The following is a 21,950-nucleotide window of genomic DNA, read 5'->3' on the forward strand; positions in this document are numbered from 1 at the left end:
GCAACCGCCGATCATTCTCCTGCTGCGGGGCAGTGGTCGACGGTTGTCTTTGTCCGGCGACGTCGGTTCATTTCGCACGTCCCAGGGACGGCCCGGGATGAGGAGGGAGAGCCCTGGGCGCAGGTGAGCGGCGCCGAGTGCGACGCAGGCCGTAGCCGTAGGTCGGCGAAGCGGCTCTGGTCTGGAGCTGCCGACGGCTGCGGGCAGACAGGGGTGGTGATGATCTCGGTCTGAGCCACATCTCATCTCAGCCCGATCTCTCGATGACCGCAGGATTGCCGCCTTGCAAGCCTGGTGTCGGCCACAGGACGGTCTTGGCCGGTCAACAGATGCAGGACAGCGCCAAGCCTGCCGGCGCGTGCCTGCACCGCCTCGCGCCCCAATTGACCGTGAATGACTGCTCGATCCGGCACGGATCCGGCACGCGCGGCGCCGCCGACACGTGCCTTGTACGTTCGATCACGGCCGGGAGGCGAACCGCGGCCTACCGCTGCTGTGCTTTGAACCAGCGGATCGCCATGATGGCTAGACCGACGACAGCGGCGATCGTGACAGCAGCGGCGATCCCGGCGCCCAGGGGCATTGCTCCGAACACGTGCGTCTCCCTCGTTGATTGGCTGGCTGCAATCGTCTGCAGATACGCGCTCGGGTTCTCGCGTGAGATGACCATGCCATGCCGTCCGGTGCTCGTAGCATCCAAGGAGAAAGTCTTGAGGATCTTCTGAGCTTGAGCTTGTTCCGCTTCGACGGACGCCCTTCGACCACCCGCGAACAAGGGTGCTGGATCCACAGGACCGCCAACGTGATCGTTCCATGCCCAAGTCCGCACGGCTCCCGGCAAAGACGGCTCCGCAGGACATCATGTTCGCCAAGCTCCACAAGATGCGCCCACTGACCTGCGGTTCCAGCCAGCCGGTGCCGAGCTGGATTACGCGTACCTGTCGAAGAGGGCCTGGATGTAGTCCTCCAACCTATTCGTCAGCACGGTAGGGGTCAGATCAGTACGGCCCAGTTCACGCCAGGGGACGGCAACTTTCTCAGCGTCCGGAGCAAAGGCGAGGGCGTCCAACAACCGCCAGTAGAGATGCGCGGCCTGATCTTCGGTCAAGGCCCCTCCCGCTGCGGCATATCGGTCGGCGAGGCTCATGCCCACAGGCACGCCGTGCAGCAGAGCCAGGGCGGTCGAGCAGTGGGCCACGTCCAGGTCGGCCGGACCCCAAGAGGTCTCCACCCAGTCGACGACGCCGCTGATCCGCAGGTCGCCGTCAGTGCCTTCGAAGAGGACGTTGCCGGGGTGGAAGTCCCGGTGCAGGAAACAGGGCACGTACTCGGGCGGGTCACGTCGAATGACGTCCACGGCCCGCTGCCACAGCTCGGACCGCTCGGTGGCTCCCGGCGGACTTACCCGCTCGGGCCCTGTCCACGCCTGATAGGTGCGCGGCTGGGCCCCGGCAGTCACCTGCACCTGGTGGATAAGCAACAGCTGGCGAGCCAGCAGATCGACGCGCCGATCGGATTCCTGGTCGGTCAGACGAACGGTCCCGGGCAGTAGGGACATGAGCAAGGACGGGTAGTCGCAGTACTCCGCCGCCGCGTCCACGTCGATGAGCGTGGCGGCGGGAACATCCGTGTCGCCGAGCTGACGCAGAATACGCGCCTCCCGCGTCAGGAGACCCTCCGCGTGCCGCACGAAGAACGGCTTGACGAAGGACCGCAGCACCACAGACCGCCGGCCACCCGGCCGGTAGATGTCCAGACGCCGCATCTCCGATGTCCACCCACCACGCAACCGCGTGACATCTTCGATGCGCTCCGACTCGAGCAGTCCCTTCTCGACCCAGGCACGCGTCGCGGCCCAACCACGGCCATCGACATCTCCACCGACACGCTCTGCACCCTCACCCTTACCCATGAGAAGCAGGCTATCGACCACCCAGCGGACTCACCCCGTGGGCCTCCCACCCACAACTGTTGACAACTACTCGCGCCCCCACGACGTGTGTTGACCGATCAGGACCCAGCCGCCGATGGGTCGTCGAGCGAACAGTCTCCTGACTGGCCGGCTGCCGCCGACTCCACCGCCGCTACGAACGTAAGGAAGAGCAACGTCCTCGCCTTCGTCGGTATAGCCGCAACCCTCATCTGCTTTCGCCGACTCAGCGAATGACTCAATGTCAAGGCAAGCCCGCCGCAGGGTCGTTGCTCACCTCACCTCACCGAGGCGCTTTGGCGCGCCCGCAACTCCGACCTGCCACAGCACCCCCCATGAGGGGGGCGACGATGAGCACCAGAGCCAAAGCTCCCATCGAGGCGACTGCCACCGCGTCAGATGAATGGACATCGGGATCGCTCATGACCGTGAAGTCGAGAATCCAAAGGCACGGCCCCACAGCGCCACACGTTGCCAGCAGCCAGCAGGCACGAGCACGCCCGAGAAGCGCCCCCAACAACAAGGAAGGCACAAAACCACAGATCAGCATGCTCAGGATGACGGTTACGCCTGTAAGATCCAGGACGCCCACGGCCCCTGGCAGCCAAGGACTGACAGCAATCGCGGTCGCCCACAGCAGAGACGTTGGGAGGAGTCCAGCCGACCTCCCCACAGTCGTCGCTCGCCGACGCATCGGTTTGTGCTTCATCGTCGCCCCCAGAGCAGTTGAGCACGATGTTCTCATCGAATTTGAACACGTTCAACCTTGTTTCGACCAGCAACATCCCATACCGGCGAGGCAGTGCGGCGCAGGAAGGCGCGAAATACAGCGCCTTAGGGGCGAGGCGGGACGAGTTGGGCGCCGACCCGTAGCTCGCCGACTCCGACCGCGACTGGACACGCTCTCCGTCAGCTGTCGCAACTCCCCCTGAACTCCCGTCCGATCCAGCCCGGTTGCAGCTCGGAGCACCGCACAACCTTCGCGCGGACGGCCAGCCGCACGCGCTCACGCGAACAGCCTGACGAAGAAGTTGAACATGTTCATTAATGCTGACAGGATATCGAGCACGTGCTCGACCACTGGTCGAACCGCATTCATTCGTCATGCCACGACGGGGGCCGGATCGTGAAGACCAAGTCACCTGTCCTGGGAAGGCGCCGGGCCGTGAGTCCTGTCGTCTGCCTGCTCGCATTGGTGGGATGCAATCCACACATGTACGACGAGGTATCCGCGCTGCGTGACGCGAAGCGTGCGGACATTGCAGGTTCGTGGCTCTCATTGCAGGTTCGTGGCTCTGCATCGAGGTCACTCTCCGGTCTGATGGAAAGGCCCTCATCCACCTCTTGGACGGGCAGGAGTTCGACTTCGACGACAGGTGGCGGCTGTCGGGCACGGGGACGTGGGAGTTGACCGACGAACGCATGGGATGGAACGACGGTCAGCATGTTCGAGTGGCTCTCGCCTCGCGCACGGCATCGGCCATTCGCGCGCCGGATCCGACTGAGCCGCTCGACGGGCCGGCCGAACGCGCCCCGGCGCCTGAGGCCTACACGTGGACTTTCGAGTTGCGGCGCGACAACAGGGAACAGCTGGAACTCTACTTCTTCTTCGGCGACCCCGACTCCCGCAGTACATACGTTTTGACGAGAGATCAGCCATAGCCCACTCGCCCCTGGCAGAGGGAGCGGGACCCGGCTGGTCGCCGGCGCCGTAACGGTATGCCGACCGGGTTACGGCGGCTAGGAACGCCAGTGGGAGTGTGTCGGCGCGGGCGGTGGAGTCTCCATGACCGGCAGTGGGTGTCGACGCCGAGCAACGTCCAATGCGTGGCCTGGAAACGAACGTCTTGGCCGGGCCGACTCGCTGGGTCGGTCTGACTGCCGGGCGGTACCCGGGCAACGCCCCGGGGCCCCGGTGAAGGGCGCCCGGGGGCGTGTGCTGATACAGGTGCCGGGCACCGGCGGTCCCAGCCAGGCACTCCTGGTTATGCGAACTGGCCGGGCTGGTAGCCTCCGGCCGGCTGCTGGACGATGACGTTCCCGCGGTTGAAGGCGTTGATGAGGGCGATGGTGCACACCAGGGCGGCGAGCTGTTCCTCGTCGTAGTACTTGGCGGCATTCGCCCAGGCCTCGTCCGTGACGCCGCCGGCCGCGTCGGCGATGCGGGTGCCCTGCTCCGCCAGCTCCAGGGCGGCGCGCTCGGCGTCGGTGAACACTGTGGCCTCGCGCCAGGCCGCGACCAGGTTGAGGCGCGTCGAGGTCTCGCCTGCGTGGGCGGCGTCCTTGGTGTGCATGTCGGTGCAGAAGCCGCAGCCATTGATCTGGCTGGCGCGGAGCTTCACCAGTTCCTGTGTCGCGGCCGGCAGCGTCGAGTCCGCCAGCGCCTTGCCCGCAGCGACGATGTGCTTCCCGAACTTGGTTGCGACCGGGCTGGCGTAGAGGTTCAACCGAGCTTCCATGGTGCACTCCTGTGTCGTTGTTGGTGGCTACACCTCTTGGACGGAACAGCCCCAGCAAGTTGTGACATGGACCCATGTGACCTGCGTCTCCCCTGTCGCACCCCGGCAGGGACCATCCAGGACGGCGTAGTGGCCGGACCGCCGCAGCGCAGGTCCTGGGCCCGAGGCGGGCCGACGCCGTCGTCATGTTCGCTACACCGCCGGGTCAGGCCCCGGCCGGAGCCGTTCCCACTGGTCCGGAGTCCACGCCCTGCGCCGTGCCCGGGGTGGCCTCCGGTGCTGTGGCCACGGGGGCCGTCACGGGCTTCGTACGAATCCGGTCATTGCGCCCGCCACCTCGCACCAGCAGAACGCTCAACGCGGCCAGGAAACCGACGACCGTCAGGCCCGCCAGGCCGCCCTTGGTCGAACCCGTCGCGTCCTCGATCAGTCCGAAGGCCGTGGGCGCGACGAAGCCGCCGAGGTTGCCGATGGAGTTGATGAGCGCGATGCCGGGCGCCGCGGCCCGTGCGTCGAGGTAGCTCTGGGGAATCGTCCAGAAGATCGGCGAGGCCGGCTTGAAACCGACGGCGGCGATGCACAGGGCGCCGAGCCCGACCCACGGCGACACGAACACGGCGAGCAGGGTGCCGCAGCCACCGATGACCAGCAGCGTCACCAGGATCGGACGCCGCTTGCCGATACGGTCCGAGATCCGCCCGCTCACGTACACGGCGGCGATCGCACACAGCCATGGCACCGCCGTCAGCAACCCGACCTGGAACTCGCTCAGCCCGCCGATGTCGTCCACGATCGACGGCAGCCAGAACGTCACCGCGTACAGGGCGACGTTGATCGCGAAGTAGATCCACAGGAACAGCAGCATCTGCGGGTCGGCGAGCAGCTTCCACCGGGACACCTGCGCGGTCGCACGCTCCCCGGCCCGCTCCTCCTGCTCGGCGTCGATGACGGCGACGAGCCCGCGCTTCTCCTCGTCAGTCAGCCAAGTGGCGTGCTCGATACCGGAGTCGAGGAACCGGTAGACGACAAATCCCAGCACCACCGAGAAGACTCCCTCGATGAAGAACATCCACTGCCAGCCGGAGTGCCCCCACAGGCCGTGCATTTCGAGCAGCGCGCCGGAGATCGGCCCGACGATGACGGTCGCCGTGCCCGAGCCCATCAGGAAGATGGACGTGGCCCGCCCTCGATGGGAGTCCGGCAGCCAGCGTGAGAAGTAGTAGATGACGGCCGGGAAGAACCCGGCCTCCGCGACGCCGAGCAGGAACCGCAGCGCGTAGAACATTTCCGCGCTCGACACGAAGGCCATCGCGGTGGCCACGACGCCCCAGGTGATCATGATCCGGGTGAGCCAGATCTTCGCCCCGAAGCGCTCCATCATCATGTTGGAGGGCACTTCGAAAATGGCGTACGCGATGAAGAAGATCCCGGCGCCGAGCCCGAACGCTGCGGCGGACAACCCGACGTCCGCGCGGAGTTGGTCCTGGGCGAAGCCGAGGTTCACGCGGTCCATGTAGTTCGCGACGAACATCACGAAGAAGAGAGGGACGACGCGCCGGAAGATCTTACGGATGGCGGACTGGACGGCGGGCGGGTGCTCAATGACGGGGACTTGTGCTGGTGGTACTGCGGACACGAGCGGCTCCGATCGTGGGCAGGGCGGGGAGAGGGGTGAGCGGGACCGGGTCGCGCGAACGTCCGGTCCCGCGCATGCAGTTACCAGCGAGGGACGGTCGGCGTGACCCACTCCGGGTCGGCGATCCGCATCGCAGCCGCGTCGTCACGGTCCCGGAGGCAGCCGTCGTCATCGAGCCACCGCTGATGCAGGAACGCCAGCTTGTCGCGATCGAGTTCGACGCCGAGCCCGGGCGCGTCGGACACCTTGACCGACCCGTCTTCGAAGGTGAGGCGTTCGGTGAGCACGTCCTCCGACTGCCAGGGGTAATGGGAGTCGCAGGCGTGGTGGAGATTCGGCACGGTCGACGCGACATGGGTCATCGCGGCAAGGCTGATTCCCAGGTGGGTGTTGGAGTGCATCGACACCCCGACCCCGAACGTCCGGCACACGGCGGCCAGTTCACGCGTGTTGCGCAGCCCGCCCCAGTAGTGGTGGTCGGACAGCACGACCTGTACGGCCCCTTGGGTGAAGGCCTCCTGGATCTCGGCGAAGGTGGTCACGCACATGTTGGTGGCGAGCGGCACGTCCGTCTTTGCGGCGACCTCGGCCATGGCCGGCGTACCGAGTGCCGGGTCCTCCAGATATTCGAGTACGTCGCCCAGTTCCCGAGCAACCTTCAGCGAAGTCTCCACGGACCAGGCCCCATTGGGGTCGAGCCGCAGCGGATGCCCGGGAAAGGCCTCGGCGAGTGCCCGTACGGCGGCGATCTCCTCCTCCGGTGCGAAGACACCGCCCTTGAGCTTGAACGAGGTGAACCCGTACCGCTCGGTGAACTTCCGCGCCTGCTCGACGACGCCGGCCGGATCGACGGCGGCCCCCCAGTCGTCCTTCTCGCAGGCGACACCCGCCGGGTGGTCGGCCCACTTGTAGAAGAGATAGGCGCTGTACTCCACGGAGTCCCGCAGTTTGCCGCCGAGCAGCGCGTGCACGGGCAGCCCGAGCGCCTTGCCGAGCGCGTCAAGACAGGCGACCTCGAAGCCGGACACCACGGACAACCGCAACTTGTCGGCGGTCTGCACTCCCCGCAGCCCACCCACGTCGACCTGGTTCTCGATCCGTCCCCGATCGACGGCGACCTCGTCGGCCACGACGAACAGTGCATTGAGATCGGATACTTGGCGCCCGACGAGCTTGTCGGCGAAGGGCCGGGCGAGCTCCAGATACTTGCTGTCGCCGTACGTCTCCCCCACTCCCGTCACTCCACCTGCCGTGACGACCTCCACGATCAGTCGCGGCGTGTACGGCTGGTGCACGCCCTGGGTGTTGAGCAGTGGCGGGTCGGCGACGAGGATCGGGGTCAGCCGAACCTCGGTGATGGTCAGATCGCGAGTCACAGGGCGGCTCCTACGGGAGTGAGTGCGGATGCGAGGTCGAGGCCGACGGTGAGCAGGCGCTCCAGCTCGGCGAGGTCGGCCGCCGAGGGATCGGTGAGCGGGGCGCGTACGGGCCCGACAGGACGTTGCCCGACGACGGCCTCCGTCTCCCTGTCCGTGCTCATTCCTGTCCATCTCCGTATGTAGACGCTATCTACGTATGAAGATGAAGGTTAGATACGCAAACAGGGGCCGTCAATGGTTCGGCGGCCCTCGCCTACGATCAGCACATGCCGGACCCCATGAACACGGACGAGGAGCGTGGAGTGCGCGAGGTGAAGTCCGCCGCGCGCACGGTCGAGCTGCTGGAAGTACTGGCGGAGCGCGGCGATCGCCCCGCCCGGCTCCAGGAACTCGCGGCCGAACTCCAGGTCCCCCGCAGCTCGATGTACGCCCTGCTCCAAACCCTCATAGGCCGGGGCTGGGTCCGCACGGACATGACAGGGTCCCTCTACGGCATCGGGATCCACGCCCTGCTCACGGGCACGAGCTACCTGGACTCCGACCCCTGCGTCCGGGCCGTACGCCCGTACCTCGACGAGGCGTCGGAGGCACTCGGCGAGACGATCCACATGGGCCGCCTGGACGCCGGAGACGTGGCGTACCTGGCAACACGCGAATCACACGAGTACCTGCGCACGATCAGCCGGGTCGGACGCCGCCTCCCGGCCCACGCGGGCGCGCTGGGCAAGGCACTCCTGGCCGAACGCCCGGACTCCTCGCTCCCCGAGGGCCCGTACACCCCGGCCACCCCCAACACCCACACGGACCGCGACGCCCTGGCGGCCGACCTCGGTGCAACCCGCACCCGCGGCTACGCAATCGACCGCGAGGAGGGCGTCCTCGGCATCATCGGTTTCGGCTTCGCCCTCCGTTACGACGCCCCCGCCCAGGACGCCATCAGCTGCTCGGTCCCCGTGGCCCGCCTCACCCCCGCCCATGAGTCCCAGATCATCAGGGTCATGCGCGAAATCCGCACAAAGATCGAGGCGACGACGCCAGGCGGTGCGGGCGCCCCGCACTGGCGCTGACATCGCCTCGGGGAGCGCCCCCCGAGGTTGCCATATCGAGTCAAGCGGCTTGGAAGAGATCCTCGGCGACGACGACGGCGACCAGGAGCGGCAGCAAGCCGGGCGGGCCGCCACGTCGCGGACGGCCAGGGTGATGGCCGCCCCCGTACCAGCCAGGGTGCGAGCCGTCTCCGGGCCGAGACCGGAGGATGCGCCGGTGATCAGCGCACGGCGGCCGGTGAGGTCGATGCCCTGCGCGACCTGTGCGGCCGTGCTGGAGAAACCGTAGGGCACGGCAGTGGTGGCACATCACCTCGTGGCACATCGACCTGGTAGGCACGGCGAGCCTGGGCATCCGCGGCAAGTTCCGCCCCCCGGCCCCGCCAGCGGTCGAGGTAGGGACGACCGAGGGAGCGAGCCGTGTACTTCGTCGTCTGCCATCGGGCCCCCCGGGCGATGTCAACGACGCCGCTGCGTTCCGTATCCTCCCCGCGCCCGCGGACGATCGCCTCGGCGATCGAGGGATCGACCAGCGCCTCGGCCGTGGCCTGGAATCGGGTGCCGATGAGCGCCCCGGCGACCCCCGGAGCCAAGGCGGCCGCCACGCCACGACCGTCGGCGGTCCCACCGGCCGCCGGCACCGGCACCGGTGCCGCCAAGTCCACCACGACCGGTACGAACGGCAACGTGGCCCTACCGCGCCGGGCCCCGTGGCCGCCGCCCTCGCTGCCCTGCGCCACGACGACATCGGCCCCCAGATCCACCGCCCGCTGGGCCTCCTCCAGATCAGTGACCTGAACGGTCACCGCCGCACCGGACGCGCGGATTCGCTCAACGAACGGGCCCGGATCTCCGAAGGAGACCATCACAGCCCCCGGGCCGCAGTCCAGTGCCTGCTCGACCGCGCTGACACCGGCCGCCCAGCTCAGAAACCCAACTCCCCACGGCCTCCCGCCTCCGGCAACGATCGGCAGCAAAGCGCCTCCCGGCGGCCTCGGCCGGCCTGGCCATCAGGTTTCGCTCGGGCGGCGCCCTCCGCATGGTCATGGATTGCCGTGCCCGGGAGGCTGCCCGCCCAGCGGCACATACCGCAGCCGCCCGCTCCGGTCGGTCACCTGTGTGAACCCGGCGGCCTGCAGCAGGGCGACGCAGTGTGCCGGGTGCAGGCGAGCCCGGCACACCGGGCCCACCACCCGCGCACTGCACGGGATGGAAGAGCCCGCAAGTCTCCCGAGCCGGCCAGCTGCAAGTGGTGCGATGCCGATACCCGCGCGCCACGACCCGCCCCGGCCCGGCCGACGTGCCATGCATGCTCGAAGCGACCCCGCACTCCCGTGAAGCCCGGGGCCGCCTCGAACTCGACTGGAAGCCTCGTCAGGGGGCGACGACCACCCGGCTGATCACCGGGAGGTGGTCCGAAGCCGTGGGGTCGGCGTGCAGGACGCGGGTCATCACCGGCTTGACCTCGCCGGTGGTGTAGATGTCGTCGATCCGCTCGGTCGGGCCCTCGGCGGGAAAGGTCATCCCGTCCCCGTGACCGGCCTTTGTCCACGCGTCGGTGTAGCTGGTCTGCAACGGCTGGGACTCGGGCGCGGACGGGACCGCATTGAAGTCGCCCACGAGGATCGACGGATCGGTGTCACCTATCAGGTCGACGAGCTGCGGGGCCTGGTGGAGACGGTCGGTCTGCGAACTGGCGGCAAGGTGGGTGCAATAGAAGTGCACGGCCTTCCCACGGACATCGAGCGTGGCGTGCAGCAGCCCGCGCTGCTCCTGCCCGGGCGACTTGAACAGCCAGGTGTTGTCCCACTCGGTGATCGGGTACCGGGAGAGGATCGCGGTGCCGTACTGGATCCGGTGCCCATCGGCAGTCGGCGGGTCGTTGTCGATGTTGGCGCCGAACACCACGTGGTATCCCAGCATGGCGGCCAGCTCGGCGGGCTGGTCGGCCCAATCGCTGCGCCCGGAATAGTGGTTGTCGACCTCCTGCAGCCCGACCACGTCGGCGCCGCTTGCCTTGACGACGTCGGCGATCCGCTGGAGGTCGAGTTCATCATCGGTGCCCTGCGCGTGGTGGATGTTGAACGTCATCACATCCAGCACACGGGCACCGGTGCCTTCGGCGGCCGAGGCCTGGGCGATCCCCGTGGTGGCGAGCACGGAGACGACGGCAAGTGCGGACAAGGTACGGCGCAACATGGTGTGGTCCTCCTGCGACAGGTATCAAAGACAATCACGATCATGATCCGGCCCCTTGGCGGGTTCGTGGCCGGGGGGTGAAGAGTCGCTCCGCTCCCGATGTCGGGAGTCAGACGCGCACCGAGCCCGGCCGAGGCCTGACGGTACGCCCGCGCCGTCCGGCTGGGCTGCGCCCACCCGGCCATGGCGCCACCGGCCGATGACTGCAGGCTGCCTCCGCGCGACATTCCCGACTCTGCAGTGCTGGGAATGTCGCTCGTGCGGGCGAGTCCGCATGGAGCGGTCACGGTTGCGCGGGCCGCCCCGGGAAAGACCCCGTGTCTGCTGACGGCGCCCGTACGTGCACGCCGGCGCCGGTCACAACACGCCCTCGGAGTCACGGTGTTGTTGGGGAGGCATTCCCTGTCAGGTTGGTCGGTCTTCGTTTGATGACCATGACCACCGGCGAGGGTGTGGGGCATGCGTATACGTCAACTTGCACTCATCAGCACGGCAGTTGTCCTCGGCCTTGGCACGCTCACTTCGGGCGCGGACGCCAGCGACCACGCCCCGGTCCGGATGAACCAGATCCAAACGCTGGGCACGCACAACAGCTACCACCGCGAACTGTCCTTCGCCGAGAAGAAGATTCAGGGCGAATCCGATCCCGACAATCTGTGGTACTCGCACGCGTCGCTGCCGGTGCAGCTCGACCAGCAGCCGGTGCGCCAGCTCGAACTCGACGTGATGCCCGACAGCGACCGGGGTGGGCTCTACACCAACCCGCTGATCCGCCAGAAGGCCGGGCTCCCTCCGCTCGACGACACCGACCTCGCGGGACCCGGCCTCAAGGTCATGCACTGGGCCGACCACGACTACAACACGACGTGCTCGACGCTGGTGAAGTGCCTGCGACAGGTGAAGACCTGGTCGGACGCGAATCCGAACCATGTGCCGATCCCGATCCTGCTCGAGCTCAAGGCGACGGACCCGAAGATGGAGCAGCTCGGAGGCCCGAAGAGCCCGCCTTGGGATGCGATGCAGTTCGACCGGCTCGACACCGAGATCCGCTCGGTGTTCGACGACGACGAACTCATCACACCGGACACGATTCGCCACCGGGGCCTGACGCTCGAGGAGTCCGTACTGCGCCACGGCTGGCCGAGCCTGGCACAGGCGCGCGGCAAGTTCGTGTTCCTGATGGACAACAAGGACGCCAAGCTGCAGGCGCCGTACCTCAGCGGCCGGCCGAATCTCGAAGGCCGTGTGCTGTTCACCGACTCCGCCCCTGGCCGCGCTGACGCCGCATTCCTCGAGGAGAACGACCCAACCGGCGCGAACACCGCGAAGATCCAGGACTGGGTGCGCAAGGGATACTTCGTCCGGACACGCAGCGACGTTCCGTTCGGTGCGGCCAGGACCGGTGACACCAAGCAGCTCGAGGCCGCGCTGGCCAGCGGCGCGCAGATCATCAGCACCGACTTCCCGGTGCCCGGGCTCGCCGCCCGCTACGGCAGCGACTATGTCGCACAGCTCCCCGGCGGCGGCCCCGCCAGGTGCAACCCCGTCGATGCACCGAGGTCCTGCCACACCGTCGAAGACTGACGGACTACGCCTTGGGGCTGCCCGGGGGTGGGTTGTCGCCGGGTGCGGCGGGTAGCCAGGGGCATTGGAAGAGGTCGAGCGCCTGAGCTGCCCCAAGCCTTTGCAGAGCCCGATCCCGAATGGTTCAGGCGGACTGCGGGGCAGGCTTGCCGGCTCTGCCGGAAGTCGTGCTCCTAATCGGGGGGCGGTACATCGAGTGGCGAGTGGAGCCACTCTTCGTGTACTGCGTGACCCGCAAGGGCACGACCCGGCGACCTTCAGCAAGATGTGGACCCGGCGGCTCACCGATCTCGACGTTGACGTCGTGCTGGTGAAGCCGCCGGGCGGCGCCTCTCGCCGGACGGCCCTGGTGTCGGGTGCTACCAGCCTGCGCTTCGTCGACCGCAACACCACATGGCAGAGAAGAACCGGAGCTCTCAAGGGCGGAACCTGCCAGTATTGCGGCGTGGAGATCCGTCGCATCACTCAGGTCGAGGCCGTCAAGACAGTTGGGCACCTGTTCGATGACTCCCCTCAGCAGGGAGCGACTGAGAGATTTCTGGCGGACGAGCGTCACCACCTGCTGATCGCCTACGTGGACAACGTCCCGGCAGGCATGGTCACCGGTGTCGAGATGATGCATCCGGACAAGGGGACCGAGATGTTCCTGTACGAGCTGGGTGTGGACGAGCCGTTCCGTGGGCAGGGCGTCGGCCGGACTCTGGTGTCGGCACTTGCGGACTTGGCACGCGAACGCGACTGCTACGGCATGTGGGTGATCACGGACCGGGACAACGCGGCGGCACTGGCGACGTACAGACACGCCGGAGGCGTACCTGAAGAGGAGCAAGTGGTGCTCGTCTGGACATTCGATCAGACGTAGATCCACAGGACGGACCCGCTTGCAGCATCAGGCAGTTCGGACGCGCGGCCCGGGTGTCACACCTGACACCGCTTCCCCGCCGAACGCGCGGGGAGGCGGTGTCAGTGACCATCGACGAACGTGACTGTCTCGTCGAGCGGCGCCCGCCCCGTACGGGTGTAACCCACCGTGACGTCCTCGAATCCGATCGACATGCCGCAGAAGAGGATGAGCTCGTCCGGGGGTGACAGGACCTCCGCGACCGTCTTGCGATACTTCGCCCATGCCATCTGCGTGCAACTGTGCAGCCCTTCGGCGCGGAGCAGCAGCATGACAGTCTGCAGATACATGCCGACGTCGGACCATTGGGCCGGGCCCAGGTGGCGGTCGATGTAGCAGAACAGGGCGGCGGGCGCGCCGAAACAGTCCCAGTTCGCGGAAGCGGCCCTCTGGCGCGCCTCCACGTCCTCGCGCGGAATACCGAGTGCGCCGTAGCGCTGCTCACCGAAAGCGGATCGGCGTTCGCGGTACGGGGACTTCAGTGCGGGCGGGTACTGCTCGTACTCCGGCTCGTCCCAGGGGTCACCTGCGGCTATACGCTCGCCGGCGTGTTTCTTGAGTTCGGCCAGCGGCGCGCCGGTCAGCACGTAGGCGCGCCACGGCTGGAGGTTCGATGCGGACGGCGCCCAAGCCGCGGCGGACAGCACGCGCTCCAGCACCTCCTTCGGGATAGGCCGGTCGGTGAATCCGCGCACTGCCCGTCGACTCGTGACCGCCTCATAGACGTCCATGAACGCGCATCTCCCTGCTCGACGTGACCAGCTTCGTTACACTCACTATCGTATTACTCATGACAGTATCATTCAATACTATCTTGTGTTTGACTGTCGTCGCGTACGAATCCTCAGCCCCCTGGCTCCCGCCTCGGGCACTGCTCTTTGGAGAAAGTCCATGGCCACGCTGCTGCACATCGACTCGTCCGTGTTCCCCGGCGAGGCATCCTCGTCCCGTTCGGTCGCGGACGCCTTCCGCAAGGCCTGGGAGGAGCAGCATCCGGAAGGCACGGTGATCTACCGCGACGTCGGCGCCAGCCCCGTCCCGCACATCACCGCCGACGCCCACACCGCCGGTCTCGCCGACCCGTCCGAGCACACGCCGGGGCAGTCCACCGCGTTCGCCGCGCGCGTGAAGCTCATTGAAGAGCTGGAGCAGGCAGATGTCGTCCTGATCGGCGCCCCCATGTACAACTACTCGATCCCGTCGACTCTCAAGGCGTGGCTGGACAACGTGATCCTGCTCGGCCGCACCGCGGGCGAGGCCCCCTCCGCCCAGGGCACCCCGGTCACCGTCGTCGCCAGCCGCGGCGGCTCCTACGCGCCGGGCACCCCGCGCGAGGGCTATGAGTTCGTACAGAACTACCTGGAGGCCGTACTCAAGGGCACCCTCGGCCTGGACCTCGACTTCATCGTCCCCGAACTCACCATGGCCCCCCGCAACCCGGCCATGTCGGAACTGATACCCCTCTACGAGGCCTCCCGCAAGCGCGCCTTCGAGGACGCGACCACCAAGGCCAAGGAACTGGCGGAGCGCCTCGCGGCGTAACCCCCCGGGCCATGGACGCCGTGCGACGCCTACCCAGGACGTCACACGGCGTCCTCGTCGCCTGCTCCCTCTCCGCCGGTGACATTTGTGCGCTCTGCCACTGGAGGCCGGTGGCCCTGCGCTCGGGACGGCCGGGGCGTTCGGCCTGCCGGCGGCCCGCACACCGAGACGACTGCGATGCGTTCGAGGGTGACGAGCACCCCGTCGGCCAGGAATGCCGCACGGTAGCCGCGCGGACAGTTCGGTCCCCGTCGGCGACGAAGCCCAGACCGCCCCCGCTTGCCAGGTCCGGCGCGCAGCAGCGATGGCCGCAGCTCAGTGCCGGTTTCGCCGCGAGAGGCGCATGAGACGAAGCGCGCCCACGCGCTAGGCAACCGGTGCGCGGACGCCGTTACGCCTTGCCGCCTGCGGGATAGGCGAACCGGGTCAGCAGATCCGTCAGCTGCTCGGGCTCGCCGGGTCGCAGTTCGGTGACCAGGCGCTCAGCCAGCGGCACCGCCGCCACATGAGCTGCATCGAAAAGCTCGAGGCCCTGAGGCGTGATCTCCACTGCCCGCACCCGCCGGTCCCCCGGAACGGTCTTGCGCACAGCCAGCCCCCTACGCTCCAGGTCGTCCACGACCCGCATGATTCCCGCCTTGTCCGACCCCGTCGCCGCCACCAGGTCCCGCTGCACCGTAGGCCCGCGGTCGACCAGCACGATCAGCACAGCAAAATGCCGCAACTCGATGCCGAGCGGCCGAAGCGCCTCCTCCATCACCGCTGCCGCGTGCCAGTGCGCCCGGCGCAGAAGCAGGCCGAGAGCGAAAGGCGAGGCATCCCCGGGGCGGTCGGTCACACGCGAGGCGGTGGTTCTGCGAGGAACGTCGGCGGTCATGAGGCCACATTACAGCCATCTATTCGTTCGATACGGTCTCATATGAAACTAAATGCTCTACGTCTGCCGCGGCTCACACAGGAAGGACCTGTTCGCCCGCGAGCAGGTCCAGTGGCGTCTCGCGGTCGTCGCGAAGCGCTCGCATTCCTGTCCACGGACGATCGCTGATCCCCTTGGAAATCGATCATCCAGTGACGCAGCTCGGACAGTCGGCCGCGCGGATGGGCCCGCATCACAGCTCGGCCTGCGGCGCCAAGCGATGTGCGGCATGGAGAAGGGACGGGCGATGTCCGCGCGGGCGAAAGTGGTTTGCCGACTTGGATGTCGCGTGAGTAGCGTCGCCATTTGTGCCCCCGACTCTGCGCACCGAGCGTCTACTCCTCGAGCCGTACCTCTCCGAGGACGAAGAGGGCTTCGTCGCTCTGTTCCAGGACACCAGGGTGTCGCAGTGGATGGGTGACGGCACTGCTTCCGAAGCATCAGACCGTGCCCTGTTCGGGCGCATCTTCACGAAGGTGTACGCCCAGGACCTGTTCGATGTCTGGGCCGTTCGTCGCCATGGACTCCTCGTCGGGCATGCCGAGATCAAGCCGAACGATGTCGTCGGAGGCCACGAGATCATTTACGCTCTGGCGCCGACGGCATGGGGGTCCGGCCTGGGGACCGAGTTGGCCGAGGCGATCGTCGCCTATGGTTTCGACACCCTTGGACTGACCCAGGTGTACGCCACGGTGGACCCAGCGAACGAGGCCTCACTGACCCTGCTGGACGGAATCGGTTTCGAGCATGTCCGGGACATGAAAGAGAATGACGGCAGCAGCACCCACGTATTGGCCCGCCGTCTGGCCGCAGGCCACAAGTCGCCCCTCGCCCCATAGGGCGAGCAAGCCGCTTGAGTGATGGACACCTTCGAGACCCACTACAGCCGCCAGTTTGCCCGGCTCGGCCGCGATCGAGCCGGGGCATCAGGGCGCGGTATCGCGTTGGCGTCAGGAGTCGCCCTCTGGGCACGACGCGGATGCGACTGGTCAAGGGAGCCCCTCCATGAGCGCCACCCGTTCCCGTGGATTGACCGCACCTGCCGCCGACGCGGCCATCGACGGGCATACCGCAACCTGCGCCAGTCCACTATGCGGGGCCAGTTTTCCGAGCTCGCCGACGCCGCGGCCCCCGACCGGATGGCCTACCGCGGGTCCTGGCCGAGTTGCTGATCCTTCGGCGGCAACATCATCGAGACCGGCAGCGACTCCTACCGCCTCGCCAGTACCAAAGCCCGCCAGCAGGCCGCCGCCAGCACGTGATCGCACCTGTTCCGCGGGACGCACATCGCGTGGCCGCCCGGCACAGGAGATGTGAGACTTGACTCTCACAATATGTGAGAGGAGACTCTCACGTCATGGATTCTGGTAATCGTCTGGGCGATATCGAGATCACTGATCCGCAGGCGATGCGGGCGCTGGCGCATCCGGTGCGGCTGGCGATCCTCGAACGCCTGCAGCGGCACGGGCCGGCGACGGCGACGCAACTCGCGCCCGATGTGGGAGCAACCCCGTCAGTGACCAGCTGGCATCTGCGGCATCTGGCGAGCTTCGGGCTGGTCCGCGATGCCGAGCCCGGCCCGGACCGTCGCCAGAGGCGGTGGGAGGCGGTGGCGCGGGGCTTCCGGTTCGAGGCGCCGGAGGATCCGGACGACGAGGAGGGCAGGTCGGCTGCGCGGGTCCTGTCCCGGGAGATGTTCCTGCGCTCGGGAGAGCTGCCGAACCGGTGGGCTGCCGAGGTCGAACCCGGGCTCGAACCGGTGTGGCGACGGCATGCAGGTCTGGCCAACACCCGCGTCGTCGTCTCCGCCGACGAACTCGCCGCCATCGAGGACGCGATCGAGCGCATTCTCGCCCCCTACGTGATGCGCGACGAGGCCGCGCGTCCGGCCGACGGCCGTGGTGTCCGGCTGCTGCGCTACTCCCTGCCGGAGGGTGCCGCGGATCAGACCGGCGAGACGCCATGAGCGCTGCAGACCAGTCCTTACCCATATCGCTGTGGCGTGATCGGCGGTTCCGTCGTTTCTGGGCCGGCCAGTCGATCTCGCAGTTCGGCGACCGGATCACCGAACTGGCCCTGCCACTGATCGCGGTGGGGGCGCTGCACGCTTCGGCCAATCAGGTGGCGTTGCTGACCGCGCTCATCTGGACCCCGAACCTGCTCGCGATCGTCCTCGGTGCCTGGGCCGACCACCGCGCCCACAAGCGGCGCCTGATGGTTCTCGCCGACCTGGTGCGGGCGGCAGTGCTGCTCTCTCTCCCGGCTGCCCATCTCTTGGGGGCAGTAACACTCGGCCAGTTGTATGTCGTGGCCTTGCTGACGGGCGCGGCCGGGGTGCTGTTCAACACCGCCTATCCGCCGTTCTTCGCCCACCTGGTGCCTCGCTCGTCCTACGTCGACGCGAACAGCAAGCTCAGTGCCAGCCGTTCCGCGTCGTACGTCGCCGGACCGGCGATCGGTGGTGCTCTGGTCCAGGCGTTGACCGCTCCCGTCGCCGTGGTCGTCGACGCCCTGACGTTCCTGGCGTCTGCGGCTCTGGTCGGTCGGGTTGCGATCGACGAACCGCCAGCAGCCCATGACCAAGCGGCATCCTCGCTGCTTCGGCGTGCCAGGGAGGGACTGGTGTTCGTCGTCCGTCACCCGGTGCTGCGGGCGAGCCTCGGGTGCGCGGCGACCGTCAACTTCTTCACCTTTGTCGCGGGCAGCGGGCTGATCGTGCTATTTGCCAGCCGAAACCTCGGACTGACCGCGGGAGTCATCGGCATGGCGTTCGGAATCGGCGCCACCGGCTCGCTCCTTGGCGCGGTGATCGCCCCGAAGATCTCGCGAAGACTCGGCGTGGGCCGCAGCATCGTCGTGGGCGCCGTGCTGTTCCCGGCACCGATCGCCATCGCCGCTGCTGCGGACGGCCCCCTCTGGGCTCGCGCCGGAGCCTTGGCCGTGGCCGAGTTCCTCTCCGGAGTCGGCGTCATGTTGTTCGACGTCAACCTCAACTCCCTTCAGGCGGACGTGATCCCCGATGGCATGCGTAGTCGGGTCGCCGGTGCGTACAGCACGATCAATTACGGCTTACGTCCTGTGGGCGCCGTATTCGGCGGCCTCCTCGCTACCCTCATCGGCCTCCGGGCGACCCTCCTCATCGGGGCCGTCGGCGGAGCGCTGTCCCTGCTCTGGTTGCTGCCCTCGCCGATACCACGCATCCACTCCCTGACTCCGGACCATCCGGTGGCTCCGGACAGCGACACGGACGCGCGACCGTTACCTTGCTGATCTCCGGGGAACCACCCGGGTCCGAGCGAAGACTTCCCGGACCCAACGGCCCGGCACATGCATGCCAGGTCGCGGGTCGGTTCAGTGCGGATAGTGTTCGGGCGCCCCGTGGCATCACCCTTGTGGATCGGATCCATGATCCGCTGCGAGGGCGGGGCCGAAATACTCGTTCAGATCATGGCCCGAAGATCGCTGTCTACTCGTTCCCGTGGGGCCAACCGAATCGTTCGAAGCCAGGCCTGTGCCCTCCAGGGCTGGAGCCAGCAGGAGCACCGCCGATTGGAGGATTGATCACACCTCCAGCACCGCATCGCATTGCGCACAGACCAGCTGGGCGTACTCCGCCGTGTACCACGAGGAACCGGGATCCGTGGGCCGGCCGGGAGATGGCTCCATGGCGAAGGTGTCCTTACCGCAGAGGGTGCGCGGCCCTGGAGTCGTGGTGGACCCAGGAGCGGCGGGCGCTGCGTGCACGCAGCGGACGGGCCGCCCCTCAACCAGTGACGCACCGGTGAAGGATCGCGCTGCACTTGGCTGATCGAGCTCGTACATCACGAAGATCTCGCTCATGTCCCGACGGTAAGCCGATACAGCGGATCATGCAGTGGGACGTAAGACATACCGGCTTGGACCACCCTCGCCACGACGCCCGCGACATCCTTCAACTTGTCCGTCAATACCCCGACGCCGCTGAGGGTTCCCGACTTGCCCAGGAGGACGCAGCCGCGAACGGCGGGAAAACGGCGGAACAGATGCAGCAGCGCGGTGTCCGCGTCGGGGCATACCCTGACCACATGATCACCGGTGGACACTTCATCATTTACAGCCGTGACGCGGAAGCGGACCGGGCTTTCTTCCGGGATGTGCTGGAGTATCCGCACGTCGATGCGGGAGGCGGCTGGCTGATCTTCAAGCTTCCGCCGACCGAGATCGCCGTGCATCCCACGGACGGTCCGGAGACACAGGAGCTCTACCTGATGTGCGACGACATCAGCGCAACGATGAAGAGCCTGGCCGCGAAGGGCGTGGAGTTCACGCAGGCAGTCACCGATGCGCGCTGGGGGCGGCTGACCAGGTTCCGCCTGCCGGGCGGCGGCGAGGTGGGCATGTACGAGCCCCGCCACGAGCGAGCTACCGAGTTGTGAAGCGCACATGCCGCACACCCCGCGCTCGCTGGAACTGACCGACGGGATGACTGTCAAACGCCCGCTCGCCGTCGCCCGCGACGCGGACTGCAGGGTCCGCCTACCGTCGGGTCTGGCGATGCGCCGGGCTCGGGCCTACCGTTCCGGTCCGGGTCACAGCTGCTCCGAACCGTACGGTGCCCGAAGGGACCGGGGCCATGGGCATCCACGCCGGGGTCAGAGGCTGGCTTCAGTGCAACGCACCGCAGTTGGCCCAGGTCGGAGAGAGCGTCCGTTCCGGCACCGATCGCACATACAGCGGAGCCTGGAGTTTCCCGGAACAGCAAGCAGGCTCTCCACGAACCGAGGTCGGAGCTGATGGGCTCCGGCCTCAGCCATTGGCGCCCGGCCAAGTGTCGGCGTACTCACAAGAGGGCCCAGCCGGGTGCGCATGAACGTGCCCACTCCGGTGCACAGCACAGCGCGGAACCCTTCGGGAGAAGCCCGCCCGGGCAGATGCCCGCCCTACAGGTGTTCCCGTGGACCGGTGTCTGCCGGGGAGTCGGGCGTGGCGCTCAGGGGCAGGAGCTGGGGGCGTTTTGCGGTGCGGCCGTCGCCGGAGGACTGGCCGCGCAGACGGCGTGCGAGCCAGGGGCCGAGGAACGCGGCCGCCCAGCGCAGTTCGGCTGTCGAGGCTTGCCAGCCGGCCGGGACCGCCTGGGGAGGCAGCGGGAGCGTCCAGGCGTCGTCGCTTCCGGGCAGATGAATGGCGTGGGCGACGGCTGCGGCGATCCGCTCGTGACCCAGGGGGCTCGCGTGGAGTCGGTCAGCGCTCCACAGCCGTGGGTCGGTGGTGACGGCGTGCCCGGCGGTTTCGGCGACCGTGACCCCGTGCCGGGCGGCCGCAACGCGGATGCGGGCGTTGAGGTCGAACACTCGGGACCTGACTGGCCGGGCAAGCGGCGCGATCTTCCCGACGTCGGGGAAGGTGAGGGTCACCACGTGGGCCCCGGTGGCTGTGAGCGCGGTGAACACTTCTTCCAGATGCCCGGCCACCTCCGCGGCGTTGAACCGGGGCCGGAGCAGGTCGTTGACCCCGGCGACGACGGTCGCCAGGTCGGGACGCAGGGCCAGGGCAGGCTCCAGCTGTTCGGTGCGGACCTGCCCGGCGACACGTCCTCGCACGGCCAGATTGGCGTATTCGAGGGAGGGGTTGACGGCCGCGAGGCGCTCGGCAAGCCGGTCGGCCCAGCCCCGTAGACCGATGATGTCGTCGCCGTCGCCGAGTCCTTCCGTCTGGCTGTCGCCCAGGGCCACGTAACGCAGGTATTCACCGCGGTTCATGACACGTCCGCCTTTCCCGCAGAACGGCTGAGATCCGCAGGCACCAGTCCCGGTTGCCCTGTTCAAAGGCCAGGCCGCGCAGGCAGGTCAGGTACGGCCCGATCCGCTCGCCTCGACGCAGGAACTCTTCCTCGTCCGCTTCGCCGCGCATCTGCCGCAGCAGCTTGCCGAAGAGCTCGATCCTGGCCTCGGCTGCGGACGCTCGCTCTTCGAGCTGCTCGATCACCCTCGCGGTACCGATGTGATCGGCGGCCTGGACCTTGACGAGCAGGTCGTCACGGATGAACGAGGGCTTAGATACGGATGCGGCAAACTTTTCCAGCTCGGCGAGACCGGCGTCGGTGACCCGGAACAGACGTTTGTTGGGCCGGGTTTCCTGGACCACCTGCCGACCGGCGACCAGCCCTTCCTTCTCCAGCTTGGTGAGCTCGGCGTACAGCTGCTGGGGCAGGGCGTGCCAGAAGTTCGCGACGCCGACGTCGAACGCCTTGGCCAGTTGGTATCCGCTGTATTCGCCGTCCAGCAGCGCTGCCAGCACTGCATGTCGCAAGGCCACCGAGGGAGCCCCTTCCCTTTCCTTGTCCGCCACTGCATCATACTCAAGAAAGTGACTAGTCAGA

20 protein-coding genes and 3 pseudogenes are annotated in these 21,950 nt (G+C 67.6%); 10 read left to right on the top strand and 13 right to left on the bottom strand.

Features of this window, described 5'->3' with window-relative positions; all coding sequences use genetic code 11:
- Window positions 1-928 precede the first annotated feature (928 nt).
- Entirely contained in the window at window positions 929-1,912 is a 984-nt protein-coding gene (locus tag ACIA8E_RS34710) for a phosphotransferase family protein (RefSeq protein ID WP_399304257.1), read from the bottom strand.
- A 1,287-nt stretch (window positions 1,913-3,199) separates the two neighbouring features.
- Here ACIA8E_RS34710 and ACIA8E_RS34715 point away from each other — a divergent pair.
- Complete coding sequence (locus tag ACIA8E_RS34715) at window positions 3,200-3,592, top strand: hypothetical protein (protein WP_399304259.1); 393 nt, start codon at window positions 3,200-3,202, stop codon at window positions 3,590-3,592.
- 323 nt (window positions 3,593-3,915) lie between these two features.
- Here ACIA8E_RS34715 and ACIA8E_RS34720 read toward each other — a convergent pair whose 3' ends face one another.
- The 4 genes and pseudogenes from ACIA8E_RS34720 to ACIA8E_RS34735 all read right to left on the bottom strand — a co-directional run.
- Window positions 3,916-4,389, bottom strand: a complete 474-nt coding sequence (locus ACIA8E_RS34720) for a carboxymuconolactone decarboxylase family protein (protein WP_399304261.1) — start codon at window positions 4,387-4,389, stop codon at window positions 3,916-3,918.
- A 205-nt stretch (window positions 4,390-4,594) separates the two neighbouring features.
- Window positions 4,595-6,025, bottom strand: coding sequence for an MFS transporter (locus ACIA8E_RS34725; RefSeq protein ID WP_399304263.1), 1,431 nt, complete (start codon window positions 6,023-6,025; stop codon window positions 4,595-4,597).
- Window positions 6,026-6,105: 80 nt separating this feature from the next.
- A complete protein-coding gene (locus ACIA8E_RS34730) occupies window positions 6,106-7,401 on the bottom strand; it encodes a glucarate dehydratase family protein (protein ID WP_399304265.1) in 1,296 nt (431 codons plus the stop codon).
- Window positions 7,398-7,526 (bottom strand): annotated as a pseudogene (locus tag ACIA8E_RS34735) (5-dehydro-4-deoxyglucarate dehydratase); the annotation flags it as partial. The pseudogene ACIA8E_RS34735 and the gene ACIA8E_RS34730, both read right to left, overlap by 4 nt.
- Before the next feature lie 144 nt (window positions 7,527-7,670).
- Here ACIA8E_RS34735 and ACIA8E_RS34740 point away from each other — a divergent pair.
- On the top strand, window positions 7,671-8,471 hold the full coding sequence (locus ACIA8E_RS34740) for an IclR family transcriptional regulator (RefSeq protein WP_399304267.1): 801 nt from the start codon (window positions 7,671-7,673) through the stop codon (window positions 8,469-8,471).
- A 105-nt stretch (window positions 8,472-8,576) separates the two neighbouring features.
- Here the strand turns inward: ACIA8E_RS34740 and ACIA8E_RS34745 are convergent.
- From ACIA8E_RS34745 to ACIA8E_RS34755, 3 genes and pseudogenes are all read right to left on the bottom strand, one after another.
- Window positions 8,577-8,744: pseudogene (locus ACIA8E_RS34745) on the bottom strand (oxidoreductase); the annotation flags it as partial.
- Window positions 8,672-9,427, bottom strand: coding sequence for a nitronate monooxygenase (locus ACIA8E_RS34750; RefSeq protein WP_399304269.1), 756 nt, complete (start codon window positions 9,425-9,427; stop codon window positions 8,672-8,674). The pseudogene ACIA8E_RS34745 and the gene ACIA8E_RS34750, both read right to left, overlap by 73 nt.
- A gap of 397 nt (window positions 9,428-9,824) precedes the next feature.
- The gene (locus ACIA8E_RS34755) at window positions 9,825-10,649 is read right to left on the bottom strand and encodes an endonuclease/exonuclease/phosphatase family protein (protein ID WP_399304271.1); all 825 of its coding nucleotides are present in this window, start codon (window positions 10,647-10,649) and stop codon (window positions 9,825-9,827) included.
- A gap of 459 nt (window positions 10,650-11,108) precedes the next feature.
- On the opposite strand from ACIA8E_RS34755, the gene ACIA8E_RS34760 reads away from it, so the two are divergent.
- Together ACIA8E_RS34760 and ACIA8E_RS34765 are read left to right on the top strand one after the other, a co-directional pair.
- On the top strand, window positions 11,109-12,233 hold the full coding sequence (locus tag ACIA8E_RS34760) for a phosphatidylinositol-specific phospholipase C1-like protein (protein WP_399304273.1): 1,125 nt from the start codon (window positions 11,109-11,111) through the stop codon (window positions 12,231-12,233).
- Window positions 12,234-12,498: 265 nt separating this feature from the next.
- Entirely contained in the window at window positions 12,499-13,095 is a 597-nt protein-coding gene (locus tag ACIA8E_RS34765; RefSeq protein ID WP_399304275.1) for a GNAT family N-acetyltransferase, read from the top strand.
- A 101-nt stretch (window positions 13,096-13,196) separates the two neighbouring features.
- Here the strand turns inward: ACIA8E_RS34765 and ACIA8E_RS34770 are convergent, their stop codons facing one another.
- A complete protein-coding gene (locus ACIA8E_RS34770) occupies window positions 13,197-13,865 on the bottom strand; it encodes a nitroreductase (RefSeq protein ID WP_399304277.1) in 669 nt (222 codons plus the stop codon).
- Between the two features lie 160 nt (window positions 13,866-14,025).
- On the opposite strand from ACIA8E_RS34770, the gene ACIA8E_RS34775 reads away from it, so the two are divergent.
- On the top strand, window positions 14,026-14,676 hold the full coding sequence (locus ACIA8E_RS34775) for an FMN-dependent NADH-azoreductase (protein ID WP_399304279.1): 651 nt from the start codon (window positions 14,026-14,028) through the stop codon (window positions 14,674-14,676).
- A 391-nt stretch (window positions 14,677-15,067) separates the two neighbouring features.
- On the opposite strand, the gene ACIA8E_RS34780 is transcribed toward ACIA8E_RS34775, so the two are convergent.
- On the bottom strand, window positions 15,068-15,553 hold the full coding sequence (locus ACIA8E_RS34780; protein ID WP_399304281.1) for a MarR family winged helix-turn-helix transcriptional regulator: 486 nt from the start codon (window positions 15,551-15,553) through the stop codon (window positions 15,068-15,070).
- Window positions 15,554-15,900: 347 nt separating this feature from the next.
- On the opposite strand from ACIA8E_RS34780, the gene ACIA8E_RS34785 reads away from it, so the two are divergent.
- The 4 genes and pseudogenes from ACIA8E_RS34785 (at window position 15,901) to ACIA8E_RS34800 (ending at window position 18,862) form a co-directional block, all read left to right on the top strand.
- Window positions 15,901-16,431: a GNAT family N-acetyltransferase gene (locus ACIA8E_RS34785; RefSeq protein ID WP_399304283.1), complete on the top strand. Its 531-nt coding sequence runs from the start codon at window positions 15,901-15,903 to the stop codon at window positions 16,429-16,431.
- A gap of 333 nt (window positions 16,432-16,764) precedes the next feature.
- Window positions 16,765-16,854: pseudogene (locus ACIA8E_RS34790) on the top strand (AAA family ATPase); the annotation flags it as partial.
- Window positions 16,855-16,949: 95 nt separating this feature from the next.
- Window positions 16,950-17,558, top strand: a complete 609-nt coding sequence (locus ACIA8E_RS34795) for an ArsR/SmtB family transcription factor (RefSeq protein ID WP_399304285.1) — start codon at window positions 16,950-16,952, stop codon at window positions 17,556-17,558.
- A complete protein-coding gene (locus ACIA8E_RS34800) occupies window positions 17,555-18,862 on the top strand; it encodes an MFS transporter (RefSeq protein WP_399304287.1) in 1,308 nt (435 codons plus the stop codon). The genes ACIA8E_RS34795 and ACIA8E_RS34800 overlap by 4 nt, the downstream gene beginning before the upstream one ends.
- Before the next feature lie 291 nt (window positions 18,863-19,153).
- Here the strand turns inward: ACIA8E_RS34800 and ACIA8E_RS34805 are convergent, their stop codons facing one another.
- Entirely contained in the window at window positions 19,154-19,432 is a 279-nt protein-coding gene (locus tag ACIA8E_RS34805) for a hypothetical protein (RefSeq protein ID WP_399304289.1), read from the bottom strand.
- 224 nt (window positions 19,433-19,656) lie between these two features.
- On the opposite strand from ACIA8E_RS34805, the gene ACIA8E_RS34810 reads away from it, so the two are divergent.
- Complete coding sequence (locus ACIA8E_RS34810; protein WP_399304291.1) at window positions 19,657-20,007, top strand: VOC family protein; 351 nt, start codon at window positions 19,657-19,659, stop codon at window positions 20,005-20,007.
- Between the two features lie 504 nt (window positions 20,008-20,511).
- Here ACIA8E_RS34810 and ACIA8E_RS34815 read toward each other — a convergent pair.
- Both ACIA8E_RS34815 and ACIA8E_RS34820 read right to left on the bottom strand, forming a co-directional pair.
- Window positions 20,512-21,330 carry an SGNH/GDSL hydrolase family protein gene (locus tag ACIA8E_RS34815; RefSeq protein WP_399304293.1) on the bottom strand — a complete coding sequence of 273 codons (819 nt, stop codon included), beginning with the start codon at window positions 21,328-21,330 and terminating at the stop codon, window positions 20,512-20,514.
- The gene (locus ACIA8E_RS34820) at window positions 21,317-21,886 is read right to left on the bottom strand and encodes a PadR family transcriptional regulator (protein ID WP_399304295.1); all 570 of its coding nucleotides are present in this window, start codon (window positions 21,884-21,886) and stop codon (window positions 21,317-21,319) included. Before ACIA8E_RS34820 ends, ACIA8E_RS34815 begins: the two co-directional genes overlap by 14 nt.
- Window positions 21,887-21,950: the final 64 nt, after the last annotated feature.

The organism is Streptomyces sp. NPDC051664 (assembly GCF_044453545.1).
Lineage (GTDB): Bacteria > Actinomycetota > Actinomycetes > Streptomycetales > Streptomycetaceae > Streptomyces.

What these genes read in the sequence shown, in the direction of transcription:
- ACIA8E_RS34710 (WP_399304257.1), bottom strand. Translation starts at nt 1,912, where the DNA reads ATGGGTAAGGGTGAGGGTGCAGAGCGTGTCGGTGGAGATGTCGATGGC.
- ACIA8E_RS34720 (WP_399304261.1), bottom strand. Translation starts at nt 4,389, where the DNA reads ATGGAAGCTCGGTTGAACCTCTACGCCAGCCCGGTCGCAACCAAGTTC.
- ACIA8E_RS34740 (WP_399304267.1), top strand. Translation starts at nt 7,671, where the DNA reads ATGCCGGACCCCATGAACACGGACGAGGAGCGTGGAGTGCGCGAGGTG.
- ACIA8E_RS34755 (WP_399304271.1), bottom strand. Translation starts at nt 10,649, where the DNA reads ATGTTGCGCCGTACCTTGTCCGCACTTGCCGTCGTCTCCGTGCTCGCC.
- ACIA8E_RS34760 (WP_399304273.1), top strand. Translation starts at nt 11,109, where the DNA reads ATGCGTATACGTCAACTTGCACTCATCAGCACGGCAGTTGTCCTCGGC.
- ACIA8E_RS34765 (WP_399304275.1), top strand. Translation starts at nt 12,499, where the DNA reads ATGTGGACCCGGCGGCTCACCGATCTCGACGTTGACGTCGTGCTGGTG.
- ACIA8E_RS34770 (WP_399304277.1), bottom strand. Translation starts at nt 13,865, where the DNA reads ATGGACGTCTATGAGGCGGTCACGAGTCGACGGGCAGTGCGCGGATTC.
- ACIA8E_RS34775 (WP_399304279.1), top strand. Translation starts at nt 14,026, where the DNA reads ATGGCCACGCTGCTGCACATCGACTCGTCCGTGTTCCCCGGCGAGGCA.
- ACIA8E_RS34780 (WP_399304281.1), bottom strand. Translation starts at nt 15,553, where the DNA reads ATGACCGCCGACGTTCCTCGCAGAACCACCGCCTCGCGTGTGACCGAC.
- ACIA8E_RS34795 (WP_399304285.1), top strand. Translation starts at nt 16,950, where the DNA reads ATGGATTCTGGTAATCGTCTGGGCGATATCGAGATCACTGATCCGCAG.
- ACIA8E_RS34800 (WP_399304287.1), top strand. Translation starts at nt 17,555, where the DNA reads ATGAGCGCTGCAGACCAGTCCTTACCCATATCGCTGTGGCGTGATCGG.
- ACIA8E_RS34805 (WP_399304289.1), bottom strand. Translation starts at nt 19,432, where the DNA reads ATGAGCGAGATCTTCGTGATGTACGAGCTCGATCAGCCAAGTGCAGCG.
- ACIA8E_RS34810 (WP_399304291.1), top strand. Translation starts at nt 19,657, where the DNA reads ATGATCACCGGTGGACACTTCATCATTTACAGCCGTGACGCGGAAGCG.
- ACIA8E_RS34815 (WP_399304293.1), bottom strand. Translation starts at nt 21,330, where the DNA reads ATGAACCGCGGTGAATACCTGCGTTACGTGGCCCTGGGCGACAGCCAG.